Source organism: Nocardioides sp. Z50_6, from assembly GCF_058215755.1.
Genome location: NZ_JBZAJB010000002.1, coordinates 829,263 through 853,218, shown reverse-complemented (window position 1 = coordinate 853,218; position 23,956 = coordinate 829,263). Strand labels below are relative to the sequence as shown.

Below are 23,956 nucleotides of genomic sequence, written 5' to 3'. Positions count from 1 at the left end.
CGTGGCCTCGACCCAGCCGACCACCGCGGCCACCCCGGCGGGGGTCCGGTCCAACAACCTGGACTTCCTGCGCCTCGTCGGAGCGGTCGCGGTGATCATCGGGCACTCCTACCCGCTCACCGCCCGGGTCGCTCCGGTGCCGCACCTCGTCGGCTACTCGGTCTCCACGCTCGGCGTGGTCATCTTCTTCTCGATCAGCGGCTACCTGATCACCGCCAGCTGGCTGCGCACCCGCGACCTGTTCGGCTACCTGGCGGCGCGCTGCCTGCGGATCTTCCCGGCGCTCGTCGTCGTGGTGGCGGTCAGCGCCCTCGTCGTCGGGCCGCTGGTCTCCTCCCTGCCGGCCGGCGACTACTTCGCGAACGCCCGCACGTGGAGCTACTTCGACAACATCCGGCTCTACGTCCAGTACGACCTGCCCGGCGTCTTCGGGGACCTCCCCTACGCCGGCGCGGTGAACGGCTCGCTGTGGACCCTGCCGGCGGAGTTCTTCTGCTACCTGGCCGTCCCGGTGGCGTTCCTGGTGCCGCGGGTGCTGCGGGTCCCGATGGTCCTCGCCCTGCTGGCCGTGAGCCTCTGGCTCGCCTCCACCCCCGCGTTGGAGTCCCCCGTCATCTACGGCTCGCGCCTCAGCGACGCCGCCTCGATGTGGGTCTTCTTCGCCGCCGGTGCGCTGCTGCGGCTCGCGCACGACCGGTGGCGGGGCCTCTTCCGCACCGACGTGGCGGCCGGCCTGCTCGCGACGTACCTCATGGTGATCGCGGTCTACGGCACGTGGATCCCGTGGGTCTCCTGGGTCGCGCTGCCCTACGTGGTGATGACCGTCGGCCTGGCGAACACGCCGTACGTGCGCCGGGCGGCGCGGTACGGCGACCTCTCCTACGGCCTCTACGTGTGGGCGTTCCCGGTGCAGCAGGTGTTCGTCCATCTCGTCGGGGTGCAGGGGATGTGGCTCAACCTGGTCGTGGTCGTCGGCGTCAGCGCGGCGCTCGCGTGGCTCTCCTGGCACGTCGTGGAGAACCCGTCGCTCCGGCTCAAGGACCGGCTGCTGGAGCGCCGCAAGGCCCGCCGGACGGCGCGCGTCAGTCGCGAGCGGGAGGCCCTCATCCCGGCGACTGAGTGAAGGGCGTGGGGCCCGTGTACGACCTCCCCGCGGTGCTGAGCCGGTAGACCTCGCGCCGCTCCTCCTCGGTGAGGTCGGACTCGGCGAGGACCTTCTGCAGCACCAGCGACTTGCCCGCCACGTAGGTCTCGACGTCCATCTCCGGCTGGGCGGCGAGCATCGTCTTGACGGCGGCGTACTCGTCACGCAGGTCGTCGCGGGCCCGCAGCACGTCGCGCACCGCGAGGTGGTTGCGCAGGGCCAGCGTGCCCGTCAGGCAGACGTAGACGTTGCGCCGGGGCTCCTGGTCGGGCGCGCTGAACGCCTCCCGCCCGGTGACCCCGAGGTCGCCACGGTGCAGGTAGCCGATCGACTCCAGGGCGTCGATCGCCGCCTCCGTGTCCGGGCCGTCGACCACCACGTCGACGTCGAGCACCGGCTTGGCGGCCAGGCCCGGCACCGAGGTCGAGCCCACGTGCTCGACCCGGGCGGAGGCCACCTCGCGCAGCGCGTCGCGCAGCACGGCCGCGACCTCCTCGAACTGCCCGGCCCACGCGGGCGACCACGCCACCACCTCGATCATGGCCCCATCCTGCCCGACCAATCCGCAGGGGCCGCCGCGACGAACCCCTGCCATGTCCTGGACCGCGCGTGCCCGCTGTGCCCTGGCCGGAGTCCTGGCCGCCCTCACCGGCGCAGCGGCGGGTCACCTCGTCGCGGCCCTCACCGATCCGGCGACCTCCCCGGTGCTGGCGGTGGGCTCTCAGGTCATCGACCTCACCCCCACGCCGGTCAAGGAGTGGGCGGTGGCCCGGTTCGGCTCCGCCGACAAGCCGATCCTGATCGGCAGCGTCCTGGCCGGGACGCTGCTCCTGGCCGCGGTGGCCGGGCTGGTGGCCGGCCGCCGGCTGTGGTGGGGCGTCACGCTCCTCGGTCTCCTCGCCGCCGTGGCGGGCCGGGTCGCGGTGGCCCGCCCAGAGGCCGGTCCGGCGGCCGTGCTGCCGGCCGTGGCCACGGCGGCGGTGGGGATCCTCGTCCTGGTGCGGCTGACCCCGGCGGCGGCCGGCGTCCCCTCGCCGCGCGCCGGTCTCCTCTCCGGCGGCCCGGACCGGCGCGCCTTCCTGGTCGCCGCGGGCCTCGCGACGGCGTTCGCCGCCGGCGGGGAGTGGCTGGCCCGGGCCCGCACCCGGATCGCCGACGTGGTGCTGCCCGCCGCCGCCCGCCGGGCGCCGCCGCTGCCGGCCGGGCTGGAGGGGGAGGTCCCGGGGATCTCCCCCTTCCGCACCCCCACCCGCGACTTCTACCGGATCGACACCCGCCTCACCCTGCCGATCGTCGACCTCGACTCCTGGCGCCTCACGATCGACGGCGACGTGCCGCGCCGGGTCGAGCTCTCCTTCGACGACCTGCTGGGGATGGACCTGGTCGAGCGGGACATCACCATGACCTGCGTCAGCAACGAGGTGGGCGGCGAGTACGTGGGCGCCGCGAGGTGGCTGGGCGTCCCGCTGCCCCGCCTGCTGGCGATGGCCGGGGTGCGCCGGACCTCCGACACCGGCGCCGACCAGCTCCTGTCGACCGATGTCGACGGCTTCACCATCAGCACCCCCCTGGAGGTGGTGCTGGACGGCCGCGACCCGCTGGTGGCGGTCGGCATGAACGGCGACCCCCTCCCCCGCGAGCACGGCTTCCCGGTCCGGCTGGTCACCCCCGGCCTCTACGGCTACGTCGGCTCCACCAAGTGGCTGACCCGGCTGACCCTGACCGGCTACTCGGCCGAGGAGGCCTACTGGACCGAGCGCGGCTGGGCCACCGAGGGGCCGGTCAAGGTCTCCAGCCGGATCGACACCCCCCGCCCGCTGGCCGAGGTGCCGGCGGGGGCGACCGTGGTCGGTGGGGTCGCCTGGGCGCAGCGCCGCGGCATCGAGCGGGTCGAGCTGCGCGTCGACGGCGGAGCCTGGCAGGAGTGCGAGATCGGGCCGGACGCGGGGATCGACTACTGGCGGCAGTGGTTCTACCGCTGGGACGCCACCCCCGGCTCCCACCGGCTGGCGGTCCGCGCGAGGACCGCCGACGGCGAGGTCCAGACGGCCGTCCGGGCGGCGCCCTTCCCGGAGGGCTCCAGCGGCGTCCAGGAGATCGTCGTCCGGGTCGCCTGAGCCGGCCCGGGAACTTTTCTTCCGATCCGACCAATCCGCCTCCCGCCCGGCCCCGAATCCCTCCCGACACCGACCGAGAAGGTCACCCCCGAGCAAAGGACGAGCACCATGCGCACCACGACCCGCTCCATGACCCGCACCGGCGGACTGGCCGCACTGGCCCTGACCCTCTCCCTCGGTCTCGCGGCCTGTGGCGACGACAGCGACAGCGACAGCAGCGCCAGCGACACCACCACCTCCTCGAGCCCGATGGAGTCGGAGTCCCCGATGGAGTCCCCCAGCGAGTCGATGTCCGGCTCGGCCAGCATGGACGAGGACGCGGCGTTCGGTGAGGCCTGCGCCTCCCTGCCGGCCGACGGCCCCGGCTCGGCGACCGTGATGGCGGAGGAGCCGGTCGCCACCGCGGCCTCCGGGAACCCGCTGCTCAAGACGCTGGTCACCGCCGTCACCGAGGCCGAGCTGGTCGACACCCTCAACAACGCCGAGGAGCTGACCGTCTTCGCCCCGACCGACGAGGCGTTCGCCAAGATCCCGAAGAAGGACCTCAAGGCCCTGCTCAAGGACAAGCAGGCGCTGACCCAGGTGCTGACCCACCACGTGGTCGAGGGCGAGCTGGAGCCCGACGAGATCGCCGGCGAGCACACCACCCTCAACGGCGACACCGTCGAGGTGACCGGCGAGGGCGAGATGTGGCAGGTCGGCGACGAGATGGCCCAGGTCCTCTGCGGCAACGTCGAGACCGCCAACGCCAAGGTCTACGTCATCGACACCGTGCTGATGCCCTGACCGGCCCTGGCCCCCTGCTGTTACATGGATCCCATGAGCCACCTCTCTCCCGTCCCCTCCGGTCCGCCGGGGGGGACGGGAGACGAGCTCGCCGCGCTGCTCCACCTCGCCGCCCGCGGCGACGAGCAGGCGTTCGCGTCGGTCTACGACGCCACCGCGCCGCGGGTGCACGGGCTGGTGCTGCGCGTGCTGCGCGACCCCGCCCAGTCGGAGGAGGTGACCCAGGAGATCTACCTGGAGGTCTGGCGGACGGCGGCGCGGTTCGACACCGCGCGCGGGTCCGCGCTGGCCTGGCTGATGACCATGGCCCACCGCCGGGCCGTCGACCGGGTGCGGGCCGCCCAGGCCGCCACCCGGCGGGAGACCACCTACCACGAGCAGAACCAGGAGGTGGCGCACGACGTCACCTCCGACGCGGCGACCGCCGCCCTGGACGCCCACCGGGTGCGCCAGGCGCTGGAGTCGCTGACAGACGTGCAGCGCGAGGCCGTCGGCCTCGCGTTCTTCGGTGGCTACACGCACACCGAGGTGGCCCAGCTGCTCGACCTCCCGGTCGGCACGGCCAAGACCCGCATCCGGGACGGACTGATCCGGCTGCGCGACCAGATGGGAGTGGCGTCATGAGCGACATCCACGCCCTCTCCGGTGCCTACGCGATCCACGCCGTCGACGAGGTCGAGCAGGCGAAGTTCGAGCGGCACCTCGAGGGGTGCTCCGAGTGCCGCGCCGAGGTGGACTCGTTCCGGGAGGCGACGGCGCTGCTGGCCGGCCTGGCCGCGCTCGACGCCGCTGCCCCTCCCCCCGACCTGCGCGGCCGGGTCCTGAGCGGGATCCGCACGGTGCGGCCACTGCCGCCCCGGTCCGAGGCCGGCGGACGCCGCTCGGCCGACCGCGGACGGCGCTGGCTGCCGGCCACGGTCGCCGCGGCGGTCGCGGTGCTCGGGCTCGGCGTCGGCATCGGTGTCGCGGTCTGGCCCGAGGACGACGCCGGCGGGTCCTCGCGCGTGCTGACCGCCAGCGACCGGGTGCTGGCCGACACCGACGCCGACCGGGTGGTGCTCGAGCTGGGCGAGGCCCGGGCCACGCTCGTCCGGTCCCGTGCCGAGGGCCGGGCGGTGCTGGTCACCGAGGCGATGCCGCCGGCCCCCGACGGCAAGGTCTACGAGCTGTGGTTCCAGACCCCCGACGACGACATGGTGCCCGCGGGCCTGATGCCGCGCCGCACCGACCAGACGGTGCTGCTCGACGGCGACGCCTCCGACGCCACCGCGGTGGGGATCACCGTGGAGCCCCGGGGCGGGTCGGCCAGGCCCACCAGCGACCCGATCGCGCTCTTCGAGCTGGGCTGAGCGCGGCCGAGGGTTGATCCCGGGCCGCCGCGCCCGTCCAATGGAGGGATGGACGCGGTCGACCGGGCCTTCGGGCGTCTCCCCCGCGAGGGGTTCCTGCCCCCGCAGGTGCGCGACCGCGCCGGCCACGACGGTCCGCTGGAGATCGGCGCGGGGCAGACCAGCTCCCAGCCGCGCACCGTCGCCGAGATGCTCCGTCTCCTCGACGTCCGGCCCGACCAGCACGTCCTCGACGTCGGGGCCGGGTCGGGCTGGACCACCGCCCTCCTCGCGCACCTGGTGGGCCCGGGGGGCCGGGTCCGCGGGGTGGAGCGGGTGGCGGAGCTGGTCGCCTTCGGCGCCGCCAACCTGGCGCGCACCGGGCAGCCGTGGGCCAGCCTGGAGCCGGCGGTGCCCGGCGTGCTGGGCCTGCCCGGGCACGCGCCGTACGACCGGGTGCTGGTCTCGGCGATGGCCACCCGGCTGCCCGCCGAGCTGCGCGCCCAGCTCGGCGCCGAGGGGGTGATGGTGGTGCCGGTGGACGGGGTGATGCTGCGGGTCACGCCCGAGGAGGTGACCGAGCACGGGCACTACCGGTTCGTGCCCCTGCTGTGACGCGGATTGTCACTCCACGTTGCACTCGGTGTCCGTTCCGGTCTGGACCACTCGCTCGGCGGGCTCCCTGAAATCGGGGATTCCGGAGGCTCGAAGTCCCACGCCCCCGTCGGCTTCTCCAAGATGGGCGACCATGACGAGGACCCACTCCAGCACCAATGCGGTCGCCGACCTCTTCGGTCGGGTCGAGTACCTGCTGGCGCGATGCGCCCAGCGCGACCCCAGGGCACTGGTCCACCTCTTCGACCTCACCGGCACCCGGGTGCTCGGGCTCGCCTCCCGCGTCGCCGGCCCCGGCGAGGAGGCGCACGACGTCGTGACCGAGGTCTTCCGCGCGCTGTGGCAGGGCCACGAGGTCCCGGCGGGGGCGAGCCTGCCGTGGCTGATGCACCAGACCCACCGGGTCGCGGTGGCCCGCTCCCGGACCCGGGTCCCCCAGCAGCGCGGCGCCGCCGGCGCGGTCAGGGCGTTCCCGCCGGACCGGGGCTGGCTGCCCGGTCTGGCCGAGGACGAGCGCGAGGCCCTCTCGGAGGTCTACCTGCGCGGCCACAGCGTCGAGGTCGCCGACCAGCGGCTCGGGTGGACCCCGGGCACCGCGGTCGCCACCCTGCACCGGGCGATGCTCCACCTCGCCGAGATCCACAACGGCGCCGGCCTCCCGGTCGCCGAGGCGCACCTGTCCACCGATCGCGAGGTGCTGGCATGAGCACGGTCCACGACATGTCGGTCGCCTACGCCCTCGAGGGCCTCGAGGGGATCGAGGTGCTCCGCTTCGAGGGGCACCTGCTCGAGTGCCCGGAGTGCCGCGACGACGTGGACGACGTCCGCGACGCCGCCGAGCTGCTCTCCGTCGGCATCGAGCTTCCCACCCCCGCCGAGCTGCGCACGCGGGTCCAGGAGCTCACCAGTCTTCCGGTCGAGACCGTGCCGGAGCCCGTCCTCGCCGAGCCCGCGGCGCCACGCGAGCGTCGCCGCCGCTGGCTCTCGTCGGGGGGATGAAACGGGGGGCGAGGGAGGCTCACGCCGGGGATCCGTTGGTCCGGCCCCGGCGTGAGCCCCTCCCGTGCTCGGCGTCGCGCCGCAGCACTCAGTAGGACTTCGGCAGCCCCAGCGAGTGCATCGCCACGAAGTTGAGGATCATCTCGCGGCTCACCGGGGCGATCCGGCCCAGCCGGGCTGCGACCAGCATGTTGGCCAGCCCCAGCTCGGAGGTCAGGCCCGACCCGCCGTGGGTGTGGACCGCGACGTCGGTGGAGTTGCAGGCCACCTCACCGGCGGCGTACTTGGCCATGTTGGCGTACTCCCCGGCCCCCATGTCGTCGCCGGCGTCGTAGAGCGCCGCCGCCTTCTGCTGGAGCAGCCTGGACTGCTCGAGCTCGATCTTGATCTTGGCCAGCGGGTGGGCGATGCCCTGGTGGCTGCCGATCGGCCGGTCCCGCCAGACCGCGCGGGTCTTGGCGTAGTCGACCGCGGCGTTGAGCGCGAAGCGCGACATGCCGTTGGAGTAGGCCGCCCCCATGATCCGCTCGGGGTTGAGGCCAGCGAAGAGCTGGAGCAGACCGGCGTCCTCGTCGCCCACCAGCGCGTCGGCCGGCAGCCGGACGTCGTCGAAGAAGAGGGTGAACTGCTTCTCCGGGGCGTCGAAGGTCATGTCGATGACCTGCTTCTCCAGGCCGGCGGCGTCGGTCGGGACGACGAAGAGGCACGGCTTGAGGTTGCCGGTCTTCGCGTCGGCCAGGCGACCGACCACCAGGATCCCCTGGGCCTCGTCGACCCCGGAGATGTAGGTCTTCGAGCCCTTCAGCACCCACTCGTCGCCGTCGCGGGTCGCGGTGGTGGTGATGTTGTGGGAGTTGGAGCCGGCGTCGGCCTCGGTGATCGCGAAGGCCATCGTGTAGGAGCCGTCGGCGATGCCGGGCAGCCAGCGCTGCTTCTGCTCCTCGGTGCCGAAGCGGCCGATGACCGACCCGCAGATGGCCTGGGAGACGACCATCATCAGCATCGGGGCACCCGCCGCCGCCGCCTCCTCGAGGACGGCCGCGAGGTCGCCGATGCCGCCGCCGCCACCGCCGTGCTCCTCGGCGATGTTGACGCCGAGGAAGCCGTGCTTGCCCATGTCCTGCCACAGCTCGGTGACCTTGCCACCGGTCTTCGCCTTCTCGGCGACGTAGCTGTGGCCGTACTTGCTGGCGAGCGAGAAGACCGCCTTGCGCAGCTCGCGGCGCTCCTCGGACTCGGTGAACGGGTTCTCGCTCATCACTCTTCCCCCTCTGCGCCGTCGACGACGGCAAGCACGTCCCCGGCCCCGACCTGGGACCCGGTCTTCACGTTGATCTCCGAGACCACGCCGTCGGTCGGCGCGCTCACGGTGTGCTGCATCTTCATGGCCTCCATCACCAGGATGGTCTGGCCGGCGGTGACCTGCTGCCCGAGCTCGACGGAGACGCTCAGGACGCTGCCCGGCATCGGTGCCAGCAGCGACCCGGTCGCGACCTGCTCGGACGGGTCGACGAAACGAGGCACCCGGGTGAGCCGCACGTAGCCCAGCGGCGAGTCGACGTGCACGACCGGGGCGGTGAGCGAGGTGCTGGTGTCGACCACCACGGCGTACGTCGTCGCGACGCCGTCGTGCTCCAGGGTCACGCTCCTGGAGGAGGCGGCCAGCACGGCGACGTCCCCGTGGGCGTCGCGGTAGCCGTCACGACCGCCGAACCACTCGACCCTGATCGGCTCCTCGGCACCGTCGAGGAGCAGCTCGGTGACCTGGGGCGCGGAGACCACGTTGCGCCAGGCGACCGGGATCCCCCGCTGGACCGTCCGCGTCTCGCGGGCCACCTCGGCCAGCGCCACCGTGGCGGCGAACGCCGAGCGGGCCACCGCGGTCTCGTCGACCCCGGTGCCGCGGGTGGCGAGCTCCTGGGTGTCGAAGAAGTCGGTCGACACGTCGCCGGCCACGAAGACCGGGTGACGCAGCACCTCGACCAGCAGGTCGCGGTTGGTGGTCAGCCCGTGGACCTTCGACTTCGCCAGGGCGCCGGAGAGCCGGCGCAGGGCCTGCTCGCGGGTGGGGGCGAAGGCGATCACCTTGGCGAGCATCGCGTCGTAGTGGGTGCCGACCTCGGAGCCGGCGACGAAGCCGGTGTCGAGGCGGATCCCGGAGTCGAGGTTCTCGAACTCGGCCTCGACGCCGGGCACCTCGAATGAGGTCAGCGTGCCGGACTGGGGCTGCCAGTCGTGGGCCGGGTCCTCGGCGTAGAGGCGCACCTCCACGGCGTGACCCCGGGGCTCGCCGGGCAGGTACGGCGTGATCGGACGGCCCTCGGCCACCGCGATCTGGGCCTCCACCAGGTCGACCCCGAAGATCGCCTCGGTGACCGGGTGCTCCACCTGGAGGCGGGTGTTCATCTCCAGGAACCAGAAGCGGCTCGGGTCGTTGGCGTCGACCAGGAACTCGACCGTGCCGGCCCCGACGTAGTCGATGGCCGCGGCGGCGTTGCGGGCCGCCTCGTGGAGCGCGGCGCGGGTCTCGTCGGAGAGCCCGGGGGCCGGGGCCTCCTCGACGACCTTCTGGTGGCGGCGCTGGATCGAGCAGTCGCGCTCGCCGTAGACGGCCACGGTGCCGTGGGTGTCGCCGACGACCTGGACCTCGACGTGGCGGCCGTGCTCGACGTACGGCTCGACGAAGACGGTGCCGTCGCCGAACGCCGAGGCCGCCTCGGCCGACGCCTTCCCGACCTCCGAGGGCAGGTCGGCCAGCGACCGGACGATGCGCATGCCGCGGCCGCCGCCGCCGGCGCTGGCCTTGACCAGCAGCGGGAGGTCAGCCTCGGTCGCGGTCTCGCCGAGGTCGGCGAGCACCGGCACGCCGGCGGCCTCCATCAGCTTCTTGGACTCGATCTTGGAGCCCATCGAGACGATCGAGGACGGGTCCGGGCCGATCCAGGCGAGCCCCGCGGCGGTCACCGCGGCGGCGAAGTCGGCGTTCTCCGACAGGAAGCCGTAGCCGGGGTGCACCGCGTCGGCGCCCGCCTTGCGGGCGGCCTCGATGACGAGGTCGGCGCGCAGGTAGGTCTCGGCGGGGGTGTTGCCGGGCAGCCGCACCGCGGCGTCGGCCTCCGCCACGAAGGGCAGCAGCGCGTCGGCGTCGGAGTGGACGGCCACGGTCTCGATGCCGAGACGGCGGGCGGTGGCGAAGACGCGACGGGCGATCTCGCCGCGGTTCGCGACGAGGATCCGGGTGATGGTGGTGTTGGTCATGGAGTCACTCACATCCTGAAGACGCCGAAGCGGTCGGTGCCCTCGACGGGCACCGTGTCGATGGCTGAGAAGGCGATCCCGAGGATCGTCCGGGTGTCGCGCGGGTCGATGACGCCGTCGTCGTAGAGCATCCCGCTCAGGACGTAGGGCAGGGACTGCTCCTCGACCATCTGCTCGACGAAGGCACGCATCCCGGCGTCGCCCTCCTCGTCGTACTCCTTGCCCTTGGCCTCGGCGGCGGCGCGCGAGACGATCGACAGGACACCGGCGAGCTGGGCCGGGCCCATCACCGCCGACTTGGCGTTGGGCCAGGTGAAGAGGAAGCGCGGGTCGTAGGCGCGTCCGTTCATGCCGTAGTTGCCGGCGCCGTAGGAGGCGCCGATCAGCACCGAGATGTGCGGGACGGTCGAGTTGGAGACCGCGTTGATCATCGCCGCACCGTGCTTGATGATGCCGCCCTGCTCGTACTCCTTGCCGACCATGTAGCCGGTGGTGTTGTGCAGGAAGAGCAGCGGGGTGTCCTTGGCGTTGGCCAGCTGGATGAACTGCGTGGCCTTCTGGGCCTCCTCGCTGAAGAGCACGCCCTGGGCGTTGGCGAGGATGCCGATCGGGCGGCCGTGCAGCTGGGCCCACCCGGTGACGAGCGAGGAGCCGTAGAGCGGCTTGAACTCGTCGAAGGGCACCTCGTTGCTGGGGGAGACACCGTCGACGATCCGGACGATGACCTCGCGCGGGTCGAAGGGCTCCTTGAGGTCGGTCGGGATCAGGTCGAGCAGCGTCTCCGGGTCGTGCTCCGGCTCGGCGTAGGTGCGCTCCTGCTCGGGGCGCGCCTTGCGCCAGTTGAGGCGGGCCACGATGCGGCGCCCGATCCGGATGGCGTCGCGCTCGTCCTCGGCGAGGTAGTCGGCGAGGCCGGAGGTCCGGGCGTGCATCTCGGCGCCGCCCAGCTCCTCGTCGTCGGTCTCCTCGCCGGTGGCCATCTTGACCAGCGGCGGGCCGGCGAGGAAGACCTTCGCCTGCTCCTTGACCATCACCGTGTAGTCGGAGAGGCCGGGGACGTAGGCGCCGCCGGCGGTCGAGTTGCCGAAGACCAGGGCGACGGTCGGCTGGCGGCGGCCCGAGGCGCGGGCCAGGTCGCGGAAGATCTTGCCGCCCGGGATGAAGATCTCCTTCTGGGTCGGCAGGTCGGCACCGGCCGACTCGACCAGGGAGATCATCGGGAGGTTGTTCTCACTCGCGATCTGCGCCGCCCGGAAGGTCTTCTTCAGCGTCCAGGGGTTCGAGGCGCCCCCCTTCACGGTGGGGTCGTTGGCGCTGATCATGCACTCGACGCCCTCGATGACGCCGATGCCGCAGACGGTGGAGGCGCCGACGGTGAAGTCGGAGCCCCAGCCCGCCAGCGGGCTCAGCTCGAGGAAGGCCGAGCCCTCGTCGATCAGCAGCTCGATGCGCTCGCGCGGCAGCAGCTTGCCGCGCTTGCGGTGGCGCTCGATGTACTTCTCCCCACCCCCCGCCACGGCCTTGGCGTGCTCGGCGTCGAGGTCGGTCAGCTTGGCGAGCAGGCTGTTGCGGCGCTGCTCCTCCACGGTGGTCTCTTCCACGGTCGTCTCAGTCACTTCGTGTATCCCAACAGCTTGGCGGCAAGGTCAGTGAGTACTTCGGTGGCTCCGCCCCCGATGGGCAGCAGCCGGGCGTCGCGGTAGTGCCGCTCGACCTCGGTCCCGTGCATGTAGCCCGCCCCGCCGTGCAGCTGGACGGCCTGGTCGCAGACGTAGGTCGCGGCGTTGCAGGCGGTCTCCTTGGCCATGCAGGCCGCGGCGATGACGGCCTCGTTCGGTCCCCCCGCCGCCACGTACTGCGCGGCGACGGCGTGCGTGTAGGCCTTCGCGGCCTCCACCTGGCGGCGCATCTCCACCAGCTTGTGGCGCACCACCTGGCGCTTGATCAGCGGCTCGCCGAAGGTGCTGCGCTGGCGGCAGTAGTCGACCGTGAGCTCCAGGGAGCGCTCGGCGATGCCGTAGCCGTGGATCGCCAGCGCCATCCGCTCGACCACGAACTGCTCGGCGATGTACCAGAAGCCGGCGTTCTCGTCGCCGACCAGGTTGGTCACCGGCACCCGGACGTCGACGTAGCTGAGCTCGGCGGTGTCGGAGCTGTGCCAGCCCATCTTGGCCAGCCTGCGGTCGACGGTGAAGCCGGGGGTGTCGGTCGGCACCACGATCAGCGAGACGCCGCCGGCGCCGGGGCCGCCGGTGCGGACCGCGGTGGTGACGAAGTCGGCGCGGGTGCCGGAGGTGATGAAGGTCTTGGCCCCGTTGATCACCCACTCCTCGCCGTCGCGCCCTGTCACTCTCCGGGCGGTGGTCGCGATGTTGCCGACGTCGGAGCCGCCGCCGGGCTCGGTGATGCCCAGCGAGCCGATCAGCTCACCGGCCAGCGTCGGGCGCACCCAGCGGTCGACCAGCTCGGGGCTGCCGTGCGCGGCGATGTGCGGACAGGCGATGCCGTGGGTGAAGAGCGCCGACATCAGGCCGCTCGAGGCGCCTTCGGAGAACATCCCCTCCTGCAGCGCCACGGTGTCGAGCAGGTCGCCGCCGGAGCCGCCGACCGACTCGGGGAAGCTGACGCCGAGCAGGCCGGCGGCACCCGCCTTGCGGTGGAGCTCGCGCGGCAGCGCGCCGGCGTCCTCCCACTCCTGCAGGTGCGGGGCGATCTCGCGGCGGGTGAAGTCGGCGGCCATCTTCCGCAGCGCGTCGCGCTCCTCGGCGCTCGATCCGGTCACAGCAGGTCTCCTTGGATGTGGACGTGACGGGCGCGGCCCCACTCGCCCAGGGCCTTGGCCTGGGGGTCGATCCGGGTGGAGGCGGCCACCCCGGCGCCGAGCAGCCCGTGGATCAGCACGTTGACCGCGCCGAGCTTGGGCAGCGCGAAGACCTCGACCTCGAGGTCGGCGGCCTCCGGCAGCAGCTCCTTGATCCGGGCGGGGGTGACGAACGCGGTGAGCCACTCGACCCGGGCGCGGTGCTTCTCCTCGTCGGCCGAGGCGTCGTCCCGGGCGACCCAGAGACCGAGGTTGGCGTTGCCGCCCTTGTCCCCGGAGCGGGCGTGCACGAAGGTGCCCAGCGGCACCTTGCGGGTGACGGTCTCCGCGGGCGCCTCGGGCGACCCGGCACTGAGGCCGGCCCGCGGCACGGCGGCGAGCTCCTCGGCGGTGAGGAACGTCGTCGGGTCGGCGACCACCTCGCGGGTGCCGTCGGCGTGCACGACCGTGTGCTCGACCGCCGCGCGGTCGACGTACTCCGGGCGGTAGATGCCGTACGGCGTCGCCGGTCCGGGCGGGGCCATCAGGGTGAGCCCGGGGAACGAGCCGAGCGCCACCTCGACCGCGGGGGCGGTGAAGCCCTTGCCCGCGACCTTGGGGTCGGCGTCCAGCGCCATCACCCGGAGCACGCACGAGGCGAGCTCCTGGGAGTCGGGGTCCTCGACCGGCGGGGCGGAGCGCGACCAGGCGACGGTGGCCGGGGCCTTGTCGCCCCAGGCCGCGACCATCTGCTCCTTGACCCACGCCTCCTTGGCGTCGATCTCCAGGCCGGTGAGCAGGATCTCCATGCTGTTGCGCCAGCCGCCGAGCTCGTTGACGCAGACCTTGAGGGTGGCCGGCGGCGCCTCGCCGCGCACCCCGGAGACCGCGACCCGGTCCGGGCCCTGCTGGGTGAGCTCGACGGTGTCGAGCCGGGTGGAGACGTCGGGGTTGAGGTAGGTGGCCGACTGGATCTCGTAGACGAGCTGCGCGGTGACGGTGTCGACCGTGACCGCACCCCCGGTGCCCTCGTGCTTGGTGACCACGAAGGAGCCGTCGGCGGCGATCTCGGCGAGCGGGAAGCCGAGCGGCCTGGCCCGCAGCGCCGGGTCGATCCCGGTGAACCCGGAGAAGTTGCCGCCGGTGGCGTGCGTGCCGCACTCGATCACGTGGCCGGCGACCACGGCGCCGGCCAGCTCGTCGTACTGCTCGGGGGTCCAGCCGTGGTGGAAGGCCGCGGGGCCGACGATCACCGAGGCGTCGGTGACCCGGCCGGTGACGACCACGTCGGCGCCGCCGCGCAGCGCGGCGACGATCCCGAAGCCGCCGAGGTAGGCGTTGGCGGTGAGCGCGTTCGGGAAGCCGAGCTCGGCGGCCCTCGGCCGCAGGTCGTCACCCTCGACGTGCGCGATCTTGGCGTCGAGGCCCAGGCCGGTGGCCACCTCGCGGAGCTTGTCGGCCAGCCCGGCGGGGTTGAGCCCGCCGGCGTTGGCGACGATCCGGACGCCCTTCTCCAGGGCCAGGCCGAGGCAGTCCTCGGCCTGGCGGACGAAGGTCCGCGCGTAGCCGAGGCTCGGGTCCTTCATGGTGTCCCTGCCGAGGATCAGCATGGTCAGCTCGGCCAGGTAGTCGCCGGTCAGGTAGTCCAGCTCCCCTCCCTCGAGCATCTCGCGCATCGCCGAGAGGCGGTCGCCGTAGAAGCCGGAGCAGTTGCCGATCCGCACGGGCGCGGTCATCGCGCGGCCCTGCCTTCCCCGGCCGGGCCGGCGAAGCACTGCGCGATGTCGAGCCACCGGTCGGCGTCGGCGCCGGTGGCGACCAGCGCGGTGTCGGCGCGGTGGATCCGCTGGGTGGCCAGCAGGCAGAGGTCGTAGGCCGGACCGGTAACGGTCTGCGCGGCGTCCTCGGGGCCGTAGACCCAGGTCTCGCCCGACGGGGAGACGAGCTCGATCCGGAACTCCTCGGCCGGCTTCTCCAGCCCGCGGTTGGCGAAGGAGTAGTTGCGGGTGCGGACCGTGAGGTGCGCGACGTGCCGGATCCGGTCGGTCCGCTCCGGCTCGGCGCCGAGCGCCTCGTGCACGTCGAAGGAGTGCGCCCAGGTCTCCATCAGCCGGGCGGTGGCCATCGAGGTGGGCGACATCGGCGGGCCGAACCAGGGCAGCTTCTGGCCCTCGGGGACGTCGCGCAGGGTCTGCGCCAGGGCGGCCCGGGCGGTGCGCCAGCGGGCGAGCAGCTCGGCGGGGTCGACGGCGCCGCCCTTGAGCGCCATCTCGTCGACGTAGCCCTCGGGGTTGCCGATCGCGCCCATCACCTCGGCGTCCCAGGCCTCCTTGTCGGTCGCCGCCTTGACGGCGACCTCGTCGGTCCAGGCAAGGTGGGCTACCTGGGTGGCCACGTCCCAGCCCGCGGCGGGCGTGGGAGTGCGCCACTGCTCGGGGGCGAGCGGGGTGACCAGCGCTTCGAGGCGGTCACCCTCCGCGGTGAGGTCGGCCAGGACGTCGTCCAGCAAGGTTCAGGCTCCTTCGGTGGTGGGCTCGTCGGTCGAGCTTGTCGAGACCAGCGCGGCGTCGAGGGTGACCGCCCACTGGTCGAGGATCCGCTCGCGGCGACGGGTGTCGTCGGAGAAGGTGTTGGCCAGGCCGAGCCCGCGCAGCAGGTCGAGGGTCGCCTGGACCAGCTCGCGGGTGCCCGGGGCGCTGCCGTCGACCCCGAGCGCCGCGGCGGTCAGCTGGTGGGTCTGCCGGCCGACCCGCTGCTCCAGCGGCTGGACCGCGGCCAGCAGCTGCTCGTCGGTGCGGGCGGCGACCCACAGCTCGAGGGCCGCGACGAAGACCGGCGAGGTGAAGTGGTCGGCCAGGATGCCCAGCACCGCGCGGGTGCCGTGCTCGCGGCGCGCGTCCTCCCCCAGGACGGTGGCCAGCTCGGAGGCGCGCTTGACGGTCAGGTGCTCGACGGCGGCGACCACCAGGTCGTTCTTGGTCGGGAAGTGGTGCAGCTGGGCGCCGCGGGAGACCCCGGCGCGCTGGGAGACCAGCGTGGTCGAGGTGCCGGAGAAGCCGCGTTCGACCAGGCACTCCACGGTCGCCTCCAGCAGGCGCGCCCGCATGGCGCGGGTCCGCTCCTCCTGCGGGACGCGGGTCGGCTGGTCGGTCATGTGCACAGCCTGCGTCACGAACTAACAAACAGTCAAGCCTGACTTTTTGTGGATTCGTGCATGACGAAGCGGTAGCCCATGCCCGGTTCGGTGAGGAAGAGCTGCGGATGCGCGGGGTCGCGCTCCAGCTTGTGGCGGATGCTGGACATGTGGACCCGCAGGTAGTTGGTCTGCCGATCGAAGCGGGGCCCCCACACGGCGTGCAGCAGGTCGCTCTGGCGCACCAGCCGCCCGCGGCGGCGGACCAGGTGCTCGACGATCCGCCACTCGGTCGGGGTGAGCCGGAGCTCCTCGCCGTCGCGGCTGGCGGTGCAGTCAGTGACGTCGAGGACCAGCCCGTCGACCTCCACCCGCAGCGCCGGGGACTCGGCTCCGGCCCGGCGGGTGGCCGCACGCACCCGGGCCAACAGCTCCTCGATCGAGAAGGGCTTGGTGATGTAGTCGTCCGCGCCCAGGTCCAGCGCCTCCACCTTGTCGTCGGACTCGGTGCGCGCCGAGACCACGATCACCGGCACCTCGGCCATCGCGCGCAGCCGGCCGAGCACGGTCACCCCGTCGAGGTCGGGCAGGCCGAGGTCGAGCAGCACCACGTCGGGCGCCTGCTCGTCCACCGCCTGCAGGGCCGAGCGGCCGTCGCCGGCGGTCTCCACCTCGTAGCCGCGGGCCCGCAGGTTGACCCCGAGGGTACGGCGGATCGCAGGGTCGTCGTCGACCACCAGGACACGGGTCACGAGAGCTCCTCCTCGAGGGCGGGTGACAGGACGGGTGACAGGGCGGGCAGCTCCAGCACGAAGGTCAGGCCGCCGCCGGGGGTCTCCTCGGCGCTCAGCGTCCCGCCCATCGCCTCGGTCAGGCCGCGGGCCACGGCCAGCCCCAGCCCCACCCCGTCCTCCCGGGGCACGTCGCCGAACCGCTGGAAGGGGTCGAAGAGCCGGTCCCGGTCGCCGGAACCGACGCCCGGCCCGGTGTCGGCGATCCGGAGCACCACCCGGTCGCCGGCGAGGGTCGTCGCGTCGACCCGGATCCCCGCCGTCGCGGACGTGTGCTTGAGCGCGTTCTCGCAGAGGTTGGCCAGCACCCGGTCCAGCAGCCCCGGGTCGGCGAGCGCCACCAGCCGCTCGTCGACCGCGACCTCGATCCGCGCCGACCCCGTCAGCGGGGCGAGCGCGTCGTGCACCGCGTGGGCCAGCACCACCTCGGCGCTCCGGGGCCGGATCGACCCGGTGTGCACCCGGCTCATGTCCAGCAGGTTGGTGACCAGGCCGATCAGCCGGTCGGTCGCCTCCTGGATCGTCGCCAGGAGCTCGCGCTCGTCCTCGGGCGACCACTCCACGTCGGGGCTGCACAGGCTGTCCACCGCCACCTTGACCGCGGCCAGCGGCGAGCGCAGGTCGTGCGAGACCGCGGAGAGCAGGGCGGTCCGGGTGCGGTCCGCCTCGGCCAGTCGTAGCCGCTCCACCTCCCCCTCGGTGGCGCGGCGGCGGTCGGCCATCACGCCGGCGTAGGCGGCGTAGGCGTTGAGCAGGCTGCGCTGCGAAGCCGGCAGGTCGGCGCCCGCCAACGCCAGCGTGCTCCGCTCGTCGATGGCCGCGGTCACGTCGGCGGCCTCGCGGTCCCGCGGCGCCTTCCCCCAGGTAGCCACCGCCACCTCCGCCGTGCCCGTGCCGTCCTCACGCCGGAAGATCGCCGCACCGTCGGCGTTCAGGAGCTCGCACGCCGAGGCGAGCAGCCCGTCGGTGTCGTCGGTGGCGTTGAGCAGGCTGTGGGCGAGCACCGTGAGGGCGTCGGCCTCGGCCCGGGCCCGGGTCGCCTGGGCCGAACGGCGGGCTGCGTCGCCCACGACCGTGGCCACCGCGATGCCCACCATCAGGAAGAGCGCGATCGTGACCGCGTTCTCCGGCTCCGCGATGGTCAGGGTGTCCACCGGCGGGGTCAGCAGCAGGTTGAGCAGCAGTCCGCTGGCGAGGGCGGAGACCAGGGCCGGCGCCAGCCCGCCGATCAGGGCGGTCGCCACCACCACGACCATCAGCACCATCGCCTCGGTGGGCAGCGCGTGCAGGTCCTGGGTCCAGCGCAGCAGCAGGCTCACCAGCAGCGGGACGAGGATCCCGAAGACCAGGCCCACGGCTCTGCGTCGACGTCCCAGGCCCTCGGGCGGGTGCGACCTCGCCACTCCCTGGCGGGCGTGCTCGTGGGCGACGATGTGGACGTCGATGTCGCCGGAGCCGGCGACCACGCGCTCGCCGACCCCAGGGCGCAGCAGCGTGGAGACCCGGCCGCGCCGACTGGCACCGATGGTGATCTGGGTGGCGTTCTCGGCGCGGGCGAAGTCCAGGATGGCCTCGGCCGGATCGTCCCCGACCACGGTGTGGAAGGTGCCGCCGAGCTCCTCGGCCTTGCGTCGCAGGCTGATCAGCGTGTCGGGGGAGACGCCGGTGAGACCGTCGTTGCGGGTGACGTAGAGGGCACGCCAGCCCGCCCCCGAGGAGCGCGAGGTGATCCGGGCGGCCCGGCGCATCAGGGTGGTGGACTCCGGTCCGCCGGAGACCGGGACGACGATCCGCTCGCGGGTGGCCCACGTGGAGTCGATCTGGTGCGCGTCGCGGTAGCGCTCCATTCCCTCGTCGACCCGGTCGGCGAGCCAGAGCAGGGCCAGCTCGCGCAGCGCGGTCAGGTTGCCCTCCCGGAAGTACTGCGAGAGCGCCGCGTCGACCCGGTCGGCGCTGTAGATGTTGCCGTGCGCCATCCTGCGCCGCAGCGACTGGGGGCTCATGTCGACCAGCTCGATCTGGTCCGCGGAGCGCACCACGTGGTCGGGCACCGTCTCCCGCTGGCGGACGCCGGTGATCGACTCGGTCACGTCGTTGAGCGACTCCAGGTGCTGGATGTTGACGGTGGTGACCACCTCGATCCCGGCATCCCGCAGGGCCTGCACGTCCTGCCACCGCTTCTCGTGCCTGCTGCCCGGCACGTTGGTGTGCGCCAGCTCGTCGACCAGGGCCACCGCCGGGCGTCTCGCCAGGACGGCGTCCAGGTCCATCTCCTCCACCACGGTGCCCCGGTAGCCGATCGCGCACCGCGGCACCACCTCGAGACCCGCCGCGGCCTCCGCGGTGCGGGGCCGCCCGTGGGTCTCCACGTAGGCCACCACCACGTCGGTGCCGCGCTCGACCCGGCGATGACCCTCGTCGAGCATCGCGAACGTCTTGCCCACCCCGGGCGCGGCTCCCAGGTAGACCCGGAGCCTCCCGCGTTCGCCAGGCCTCATGGCATCAGTCTCCACCCTCGTCCGCCCGCAGCACCGCCAGGTTGAGCTCCAGCACGTTGACGCCCGGCTCGCCCAGGAAGCCCAGGCTGCGTCCGTCGGTGCTCGCCTCCACCAGGTCACGCACCTGCTGCACGTCCAGGCCCCGAGCCGCCGCCACCCGGGGCGCCTGGATCGCGGCGTACTCCGGCGAGATGTGCGGGTCCAGGCCGGAGCCGGAGGCGGTCAGCGCGTCCGGCGGTACGTCGTCGGCCGCCACCGACTCCCGCGCCGCGACCTCGGCGCGACGCTCCTCGATCAGCTCGAGCAGGTCGGTGTTGCTGGGTCCGAGGTTGCTGGGAGCCGAGGCCAGGGTGTCGTAGTCGTTGGCCGAGGGACGGGAGTGGAACCACTCCTCTCCTTCGAACTGCTGACCCAGCAGGCGGGAGCCGACGACCTGCCCGTCGTGGCGCAGCGGCTGCCCCTCGGCCCGGTCGCCGAGCGCCTGGCCGGCCGCCCACACCGTCACGGGGTAGGCGACCCCGAGGATCACGGTGAAGACGAGCATGGCCCGCAGGGCGGTGAGTGACTGGCGTACGAAGTCGGTGTTCATGTGATCAGCCAATTCCTGGGATGTGGGAGACGACGAGGTCGATGAGCTTGATGCCGACGAAGGGGACGAGGACGCCGCCCAGCCCGAAGACGAGCATGTTGCGACGCAGCACCTGGGTGGCCGAGGACGCCCGGAACCGGACGCCGCGCAGGGCCAGCGGGATCAGGAAGACGATCACCAGGGCGTTGAAGATCACCGCCGACAGGATCGCCGACTGCGGTGTCGCCAGGCCCATCACGTTGAGGGCGTCCAGGGAGGGGTAGGCGGCCACGAACATGGCCGGGATGATCGCGAAGTACTTCGCGACGTCGTTGGCGATGGAGAAGGTGGTCAGGGCGCCGCGGGTGATGAGCAGCTGCTTGCCGATCTCCACGATGTCGATGAGCTTGGTGGGGTCGGAGTCCAGGTCCACCATGTTGCCGGCCTCCTTGGCCGCCGCGGTGCCGCTGTTCATCGCGACCCCCACGTCGGCGGCGGCCAGCGCCGGCGCGTCGTTGGTGCCGTCGCCGGTCATCGCCACCAGCCGTCCCCCGGACTGCTCACGGCGGATGTAGGCCAGCTTGTCCTCCGGAGTCGCCTCGGCGAGGAAGTCGTCGACCCCGGCCTCGTCGGCGATCGCCCGCGCGGTGAGGGCGTTGTCGCCGGTGATCATCACCGTGCGGATGCCCATCGAGCGGAGCTCGGCGAACCGCTCGGCCATCCCCTCCTTCACCACGTCCTTGAGGTGGATGACACCCAGCACCCCCGAGTCGGTGCCCGCACCGCAGCGAGCCACCACCAGCGGGGTGCCCCCGGCGCGGGCGATCTCGTCGACCACGTCGGCCATCTCGGCCGCAGGGCCGGCGCCCAGCCACGCCGCCACCGCGGAGCCCGCCCCCTTGCGGATCTGGGTGCCGTCGGCCAGGTCGACCCCCGACATCCTGGTCTGTGCGGTGAACTCGACGAACGTCGCACCAGCCGGCAGGTCCCGGTCGTCGGCGCCCAGGCTCAGCGCCAGCTCGACCACGGACCGACCCTCCGGGGTCTGGTCGGCGAGGCTGGAGAGCCGCGCCGCGGCCAGCAGCTCCGCCTCGCTCACGCCCGGAGCGGGGATGAACCGGGCGGCCTGCCGGTTGCCGAGGGTGATGGTGCCGGTCTTGTCCAGCAGCAGCGTGGAGACGTCGCCCGCTGCCTCGACCGCGCGGCCCGACATGGCCAGCACGTTGACCCGCACCAGCCGGTCCATGCCGGCGATGCCGATCGCGGAGAGCAGGGCGCCGATGGTGGTGGGGATCAGGCAGACCAGCAGGGCCACCAGGACGACCAGGTCCTGGGGCGCCCCGGCGTACTCGGCCATCGGTGCCAGCGTGGCGACGGCGGCCAGGAAGACCAGGGTCAGGCTGGTGAGCAGGATCGAGAGGGCCACCTCGTTGGGCGTCTTGCGCCGAGAGGTGCCCTCCACCAGGGCGATCATCTTGTCCAGGAAGGTCTCCCCCGCGGCCGCGGTGATCCGTACGACGATCCGGTCGGAGAGGACCCGGGTGCCGCCGGTCACCGCGCTGCGGTCCCCTCCGGCCTCGCGGATCACCGGCGCGGACTCCCCGGTGATCGCCGACTCGTCGACGCTGGCGATGCCCTCGACCACGTCGCCGTCGCCGGGGATCACCTCACCGGCCTCCACCACCACGCGATCCCCGACGAGCAGTTGGGTGCCGGGCACCGCGGTCTCGTGGCCGGCCGCGTCGAGCCGCCGGGCGACCGTGTCGGTCCGGGCCGCCCGCAGCGAGGCGGCCTGGGCCTTGCCGCGGCCCTCGGCCACGGCCTCGGCCAGGTTGCCGAAGACGACGGTCAGCCACAGCCACACCGCGAGCGCCGCGGTGAAGACACTGGGGTCCACGACCGCGGCCACCGTGGTCACGATCGATCCCAGCCAGACCAGGAACATCACCGGGGAGCGCCAGAGGTGGCGCGGGTCGAGCTTGCGCAGCGCCTCGGGGAGCTGCGCCAGGCCTTGGGCGACCAGCTGGCGGGAGGAGATGGACTGGGCGGTGGACTGGGCGGTGCTCATGCGAGTGCCTCTGCGATCGGTCCGAGGGAAAGGGCGGGGAAGTAGGTGAGCGCGGTCATGATCACGATCACGCCGACCACCAGGCCCACGAAGAGCGGCTTGTGGGTCGGCAGCGTGCCGGCGGTGGCCGGGACCTTGCCCTGCTCGGCGAGCGAGCCGGCGAGCAGCAGGACCATCACGATCGGCACCAGACGGCCGAGCAGCATGGCGAGCCCGAGGGTGATCTGGAAGAAGTCCGAGGTCACCGTGATGCCGCCGAACGCGCTGCCGTTGTTGTTGGCCGCCGAGGTGTAGGCGTAGAGCACCTCGCTGAACCCGTGGCCGCCCGGGTTGCCCATCGCCTCCGGCGTGGAGTCCAGCGAGATCGCGAGGCCGGTGCCGATCAGCACCAGGGCGGGGGTGGTGAGCGTGTAGAGGGCGACGTAGGTCATCTGCCGCGAGCCGATCTTCTTGCCGAACAGCTCAGGGGTGCGGCCGACCATCAGCCCGGCGACGAAGACCGCGAGGATCGCCATCATCAGGATCCCGTAGAGCCCCGTCCCGACGCCGCCCGGTGTCACCTCGCCGAACATCATGTTCATCAGCACCATCCCGCCCCCGAGCGGGGTCAGCGAGTCGTGGCTGGCGTTGACCGCCCCGGTGGAGGTGCCGGTGGTGGCGACCGCGAAGAGCGCGGAGGCCCATTCGCCCAGGCGGGTCTCCTTGCCCTCCATCGCGGCGCCCGCCGCCTGTGCGGCGTCCGACCGGGCGCCGACCTCGGCGGCGGTCACGACCACGAGCGAGAGGGTGACCAGCACGCCCATCGCGCCGAGCACCGCCAGACCCTGGCGACGGTCGCCCAGCAGGGTGCCCATGGTGCGGGTCAGGCAGACCGGGATGAGCAGGATCAGGAAGATCTCCAGCAGGTTGGTGAACCCGCTGGGGTTCTCGAACGGGTGGGCGGAGTTGGCGTTGTAGAAGCCACCGCCGTTGGTGCCGAGCTCCTTGATCGACTCCTGGCTGGCCACCGGTCCGCCGGTAAGCACCTGGCTGTGGCCGGCGAGGGTCTCCATGGCGGTGTCGGAGAAGCTCTGCACCACTCCGCCGAGGATCAGCAGCAGTGCGCCGACGAAGGCGATCGGCAGCAGGATCCGCAGCGTGCCCCGGGTCAGGTCGACCCAGAAGTTGCCCAGCGACCCGCTGCGCACCCGGACGAAGCCGCGGATCAGGGCGACCGCGACCGCCATGCCGACAGCCGCGGAGAGGAAGTTCTGCACCGCCAACCCGGCCATCTGCACGGTGAAGCCGAGGGTCGACTCGCCACCGTAGGACTGCCAGTTGGTGTTGGCGACGAAGGAGGCCGCGGTGTTGAAGGACATCCAGAAGGGGGTGCCTGGCAGGTCCCTGCTCATCGGCAGGTGCGCCTGGGCCATCTGCATGACCATCAGCAGCACGACCCCGACCAACGAGAAGCCGAGCACGCTGACGGCGTAGGAGCGCGGGCTCTGCTCGACGTCGGGGTTCACCCCGGTGAGCCGGTAGACGCCGCGTTCGGCCCGCAGGTGCCGGGCCCCGTCGTAGACGCGGGCCATGTAGTCGCCGAGGGGGACGTAGAGGAGGGCGAGCAGCCCGAGGAGGGTGGCGATCGAGAGGAGGCCGGAGACGGTGTCGGACACTAGAAACGCTCCGGGAGGATCAACGCCGTGAGCAGGTACGCCGCGATCGCGAGGACCGCCGCGATCAGGAGGCCGGTTGCAAGACTCATGCGACCAGCCAAGCCGTGGACAGACCTCCGGGCGCCGATGTTGACGCGATCTTGACGCCTCTTGACGCCCTCTTGTCGAGTCACCGCGGCGACCCCTGTCACCGGGG

Annotated in this window: 22 protein-coding genes; 8 read left to right on the top strand and 14 right to left on the bottom strand. The window is 72.7% G+C overall.

Translation table 11 applies throughout. The features are described from left to right. Window position 1: 1 nt before the first annotated feature. Window positions 2-1,123: an acyltransferase family protein gene (locus tag AC4BGE_RS08840; RefSeq protein WP_490575030.1), complete on the top strand. Its 1,122-nt coding sequence runs from the start codon at window positions 2-4 to the stop codon at window positions 1,121-1,123. Here the strand turns inward: AC4BGE_RS08840 and AC4BGE_RS08835 are convergent. Then, window positions 1,104-1,685, bottom strand: a complete 582-nt coding sequence (locus AC4BGE_RS08835; RefSeq protein ID WP_490575029.1) for a GrpB family protein — start codon at window positions 1,683-1,685, stop codon at window positions 1,104-1,106. The two genes, AC4BGE_RS08840 and AC4BGE_RS08835, sit on opposite strands and share 20 nt — an antisense overlap. A gap of 52 nt (window positions 1,686-1,737) precedes the next feature. Between AC4BGE_RS08835 and AC4BGE_RS08830 the strand changes: the two genes are divergently transcribed. From AC4BGE_RS08830 to AC4BGE_RS08800, 7 genes are all read left to right on the top strand, one after another. Continuing rightward, window positions 1,738-3,261 (top strand): molybdopterin-dependent oxidoreductase, encoded by a 1,524-nt coding sequence (locus tag AC4BGE_RS08830; protein ID WP_490575028.1) that lies wholly within the window; start codon window positions 1,738-1,740, stop codon window positions 3,259-3,261. A 108-nt stretch (window positions 3,262-3,369) separates the two neighbouring features. Further along, window positions 3,370-4,047, top strand: a complete 678-nt coding sequence (locus AC4BGE_RS08825; protein WP_490575027.1) for a fasciclin domain-containing protein — start codon at window positions 3,370-3,372, stop codon at window positions 4,045-4,047. Window positions 4,048-4,080: 33 nt separating this feature from the next. After that, entirely contained in the window at window positions 4,081-4,671 is a 591-nt protein-coding gene (sigK, locus tag AC4BGE_RS08820) for an ECF RNA polymerase sigma factor SigK (RefSeq protein WP_490570931.1), read from the top strand. Next, the gene (locus AC4BGE_RS08815) at window positions 4,668-5,396 is read left to right on the top strand and encodes an anti-sigma factor (protein ID WP_490570932.1); all 729 of its coding nucleotides are present in this window, start codon (window positions 4,668-4,670) and stop codon (window positions 5,394-5,396) included. Before sigK ends, AC4BGE_RS08815 begins: the two co-directional genes overlap by 4 nt. A gap of 48 nt (window positions 5,397-5,444) precedes the next feature. Continuing rightward, window positions 5,445-5,990: a protein-L-isoaspartate O-methyltransferase family protein gene (locus AC4BGE_RS08810; RefSeq protein ID WP_490575026.1), complete on the top strand. Its 546-nt coding sequence runs from the start codon at window positions 5,445-5,447 to the stop codon at window positions 5,988-5,990. A gap of 133 nt (window positions 5,991-6,123) precedes the next feature. Beyond that, the gene (locus AC4BGE_RS08805; RefSeq protein ID WP_490575025.1) at window positions 6,124-6,696 is read left to right on the top strand and encodes an RNA polymerase sigma factor; all 573 of its coding nucleotides are present in this window, start codon (window positions 6,124-6,126) and stop codon (window positions 6,694-6,696) included. Continuing rightward, the gene (locus AC4BGE_RS08800; protein ID WP_490570935.1) at window positions 6,693-6,989 is read left to right on the top strand and encodes a zf-HC2 domain-containing protein; all 297 of its coding nucleotides are present in this window, start codon (window positions 6,693-6,695) and stop codon (window positions 6,987-6,989) included. Before AC4BGE_RS08805 ends, AC4BGE_RS08800 begins: the two co-directional genes overlap by 4 nt. An 88-nt stretch (window positions 6,990-7,077) precedes the next feature. Here the strand turns inward: AC4BGE_RS08800 and AC4BGE_RS08795 are convergent, their stop codons facing one another. The 13 genes from AC4BGE_RS08795 to AC4BGE_RS08735 form a co-directional block, all read right to left on the bottom strand. Then, the gene (locus AC4BGE_RS08795; RefSeq protein ID WP_490575024.1) at window positions 7,078-8,247 is read right to left on the bottom strand and encodes an acyl-CoA dehydrogenase family protein; all 1,170 of its coding nucleotides are present in this window, start codon (window positions 8,245-8,247) and stop codon (window positions 7,078-7,080) included. Continuing rightward, window positions 8,247-10,247, bottom strand: coding sequence for an acetyl/propionyl/methylcrotonyl-CoA carboxylase subunit alpha (locus AC4BGE_RS08790; RefSeq protein ID WP_490575023.1), 2,001 nt, complete (start codon window positions 10,245-10,247; stop codon window positions 8,247-8,249). The genes AC4BGE_RS08795 and AC4BGE_RS08790 overlap by 1 nt, the downstream gene beginning before the upstream one ends. An 8-nt stretch (window positions 10,248-10,255) precedes the next feature. Next, complete coding sequence (locus AC4BGE_RS08785) at window positions 10,256-11,863, bottom strand: acyl-CoA carboxylase subunit beta (protein ID WP_490575022.1); 1,608 nt, start codon at window positions 11,861-11,863, stop codon at window positions 10,256-10,258. Then, window positions 11,860-13,029 (bottom strand): acyl-CoA dehydrogenase family protein, encoded by a 1,170-nt coding sequence (locus tag AC4BGE_RS08780; protein WP_490575021.1) that lies wholly within the window; start codon window positions 13,027-13,029, stop codon window positions 11,860-11,862. The genes AC4BGE_RS08785 and AC4BGE_RS08780 overlap by 4 nt, the downstream gene beginning before the upstream one ends. After that, window positions 13,026-14,783, bottom strand: a complete 1,758-nt coding sequence (locus AC4BGE_RS08775; protein WP_490575020.1) for an acyclic terpene utilization AtuA family protein — start codon at window positions 14,781-14,783, stop codon at window positions 13,026-13,028. The genes AC4BGE_RS08780 and AC4BGE_RS08775 overlap by 4 nt, the downstream gene beginning before the upstream one ends. Then, window positions 14,780-15,556 (bottom strand): TIGR03084 family metal-binding protein, encoded by a 777-nt coding sequence (locus AC4BGE_RS08770; protein WP_490570941.1) that lies wholly within the window; start codon window positions 15,554-15,556, stop codon window positions 14,780-14,782. Before AC4BGE_RS08770 ends, AC4BGE_RS08775 begins: the two co-directional genes overlap by 4 nt. Before the next feature lie 3 nt (window positions 15,557-15,559). Further along, the gene (locus tag AC4BGE_RS08765; protein ID WP_490570942.1) at window positions 15,560-16,201 is read right to left on the bottom strand and encodes a TetR/AcrR family transcriptional regulator; all 642 of its coding nucleotides are present in this window, start codon (window positions 16,199-16,201) and stop codon (window positions 15,560-15,562) included. A gap of 32 nt (window positions 16,202-16,233) precedes the next feature. Then, the gene (locus AC4BGE_RS08760; RefSeq protein WP_490575019.1) at window positions 16,234-16,932 is read right to left on the bottom strand and encodes a response regulator transcription factor; all 699 of its coding nucleotides are present in this window, start codon (window positions 16,930-16,932) and stop codon (window positions 16,234-16,236) included. Continuing rightward, on the bottom strand, window positions 16,929-19,469 hold the full coding sequence (locus tag AC4BGE_RS08755) for an ATP-binding protein (RefSeq protein ID WP_490575018.1): 2,541 nt from the start codon (window positions 19,467-19,469) through the stop codon (window positions 16,929-16,931). Before AC4BGE_RS08755 ends, AC4BGE_RS08760 begins: the two co-directional genes overlap by 4 nt. 4 nt (window positions 19,470-19,473) lie before the next feature. Further along, entirely contained in the window at window positions 19,474-20,058 is a 585-nt protein-coding gene (gene kdpC, locus AC4BGE_RS08750) for a potassium-transporting ATPase subunit KdpC (RefSeq protein WP_490575017.1), read from the bottom strand. 4 nt (window positions 20,059-20,062) lie between these two features. Continuing rightward, window positions 20,063-21,982, bottom strand: a complete 1,920-nt coding sequence (kdpB, locus tag AC4BGE_RS08745) for a potassium-transporting ATPase subunit KdpB (protein WP_490575074.1) — start codon at window positions 21,980-21,982, stop codon at window positions 20,063-20,065. A gap of 119 nt (window positions 21,983-22,101) precedes the next feature. Further along, entirely contained in the window at window positions 22,102-23,760 is a 1,659-nt protein-coding gene (gene kdpA / locus AC4BGE_RS08740; protein WP_490575016.1) for a potassium-transporting ATPase subunit KdpA, read from the bottom strand. Then, a complete protein-coding gene (locus AC4BGE_RS08735) occupies window positions 23,760-23,849 on the bottom strand; it encodes a potassium-transporting ATPase subunit F (RefSeq protein ID WP_489965218.1) in 90 nt (29 codons plus the stop codon). Before AC4BGE_RS08735 ends, kdpA begins: the two co-directional genes overlap by 1 nt. Window positions 23,850-23,956: the final 107 nt, after the last annotated feature.

Coding starts and splice junctions, on each gene's coding strand:
- AC4BGE_RS08835 (WP_490575029.1), bottom strand. CDS start 1,685: ATGATCGAGGTGGTGGCGTGGTCGCCCGCGTGGGCCGGGCAGTTCGAG.
- AC4BGE_RS08830 (WP_490575028.1), top strand. CDS start 1,738: ATGTCCTGGACCGCGCGTGCCCGCTGTGCCCTGGCCGGAGTCCTGGCC.
- AC4BGE_RS08825 (WP_490575027.1), top strand. CDS start 3,370: ATGCGCACCACGACCCGCTCCATGACCCGCACCGGCGGACTGGCCGCA.
- sigK (WP_490570931.1), top strand. CDS start 4,081: ATGAGCCACCTCTCTCCCGTCCCCTCCGGTCCGCCGGGGGGGACGGGA.
- AC4BGE_RS08815 (WP_490570932.1), top strand. CDS start 4,668: ATGAGCGACATCCACGCCCTCTCCGGTGCCTACGCGATCCACGCCGTC.
- AC4BGE_RS08810 (WP_490575026.1), top strand. CDS start 5,445: ATGGACGCGGTCGACCGGGCCTTCGGGCGTCTCCCCCGCGAGGGGTTC.
- AC4BGE_RS08805 (WP_490575025.1), top strand. CDS start 6,124: ATGACGAGGACCCACTCCAGCACCAATGCGGTCGCCGACCTCTTCGGT.
- AC4BGE_RS08800 (WP_490570935.1), top strand. CDS start 6,693: ATGAGCACGGTCCACGACATGTCGGTCGCCTACGCCCTCGAGGGCCTC.
- AC4BGE_RS08795 (WP_490575024.1), bottom strand. CDS start 8,247: ATGAGCGAGAACCCGTTCACCGAGTCCGAGGAGCGCCGCGAGCTGCGC.
- AC4BGE_RS08790 (WP_490575023.1), bottom strand. CDS start 10,247: ATGACCAACACCACCATCACCCGGATCCTCGTCGCGAACCGCGGCGAG.
- AC4BGE_RS08775 (WP_490575020.1), bottom strand. CDS start 14,783: ATGACCGCGCCCGTGCGGATCGGCAACTGCTCCGGCTTCTACGGCGAC.
- AC4BGE_RS08765 (WP_490570942.1), bottom strand. CDS start 16,201: ATGACCGACCAGCCGACCCGCGTCCCGCAGGAGGAGCGGACCCGCGCC.
- AC4BGE_RS08755 (WP_490575018.1), bottom strand. CDS start 19,469: ATGAGGCCTGGCGAACGCGGGAGGCTCCGGGTCTACCTGGGAGCCGCG.
- kdpC (WP_490575017.1), bottom strand. CDS start 20,058: ATGAACACCGACTTCGTACGCCAGTCACTCACCGCCCTGCGGGCCATG.
- kdpB (WP_490575074.1), bottom strand. CDS start 21,982: ATGTTCCTGGTCTGGCTGGGATCGATCGTGACCACGGTGGCCGCGGTC.
- AC4BGE_RS08735 (WP_489965218.1), bottom strand. CDS start 23,849: ATGAGTCTTGCAACCGGCCTCCTGATCGCGGCGGTCCTCGCGATCGCG.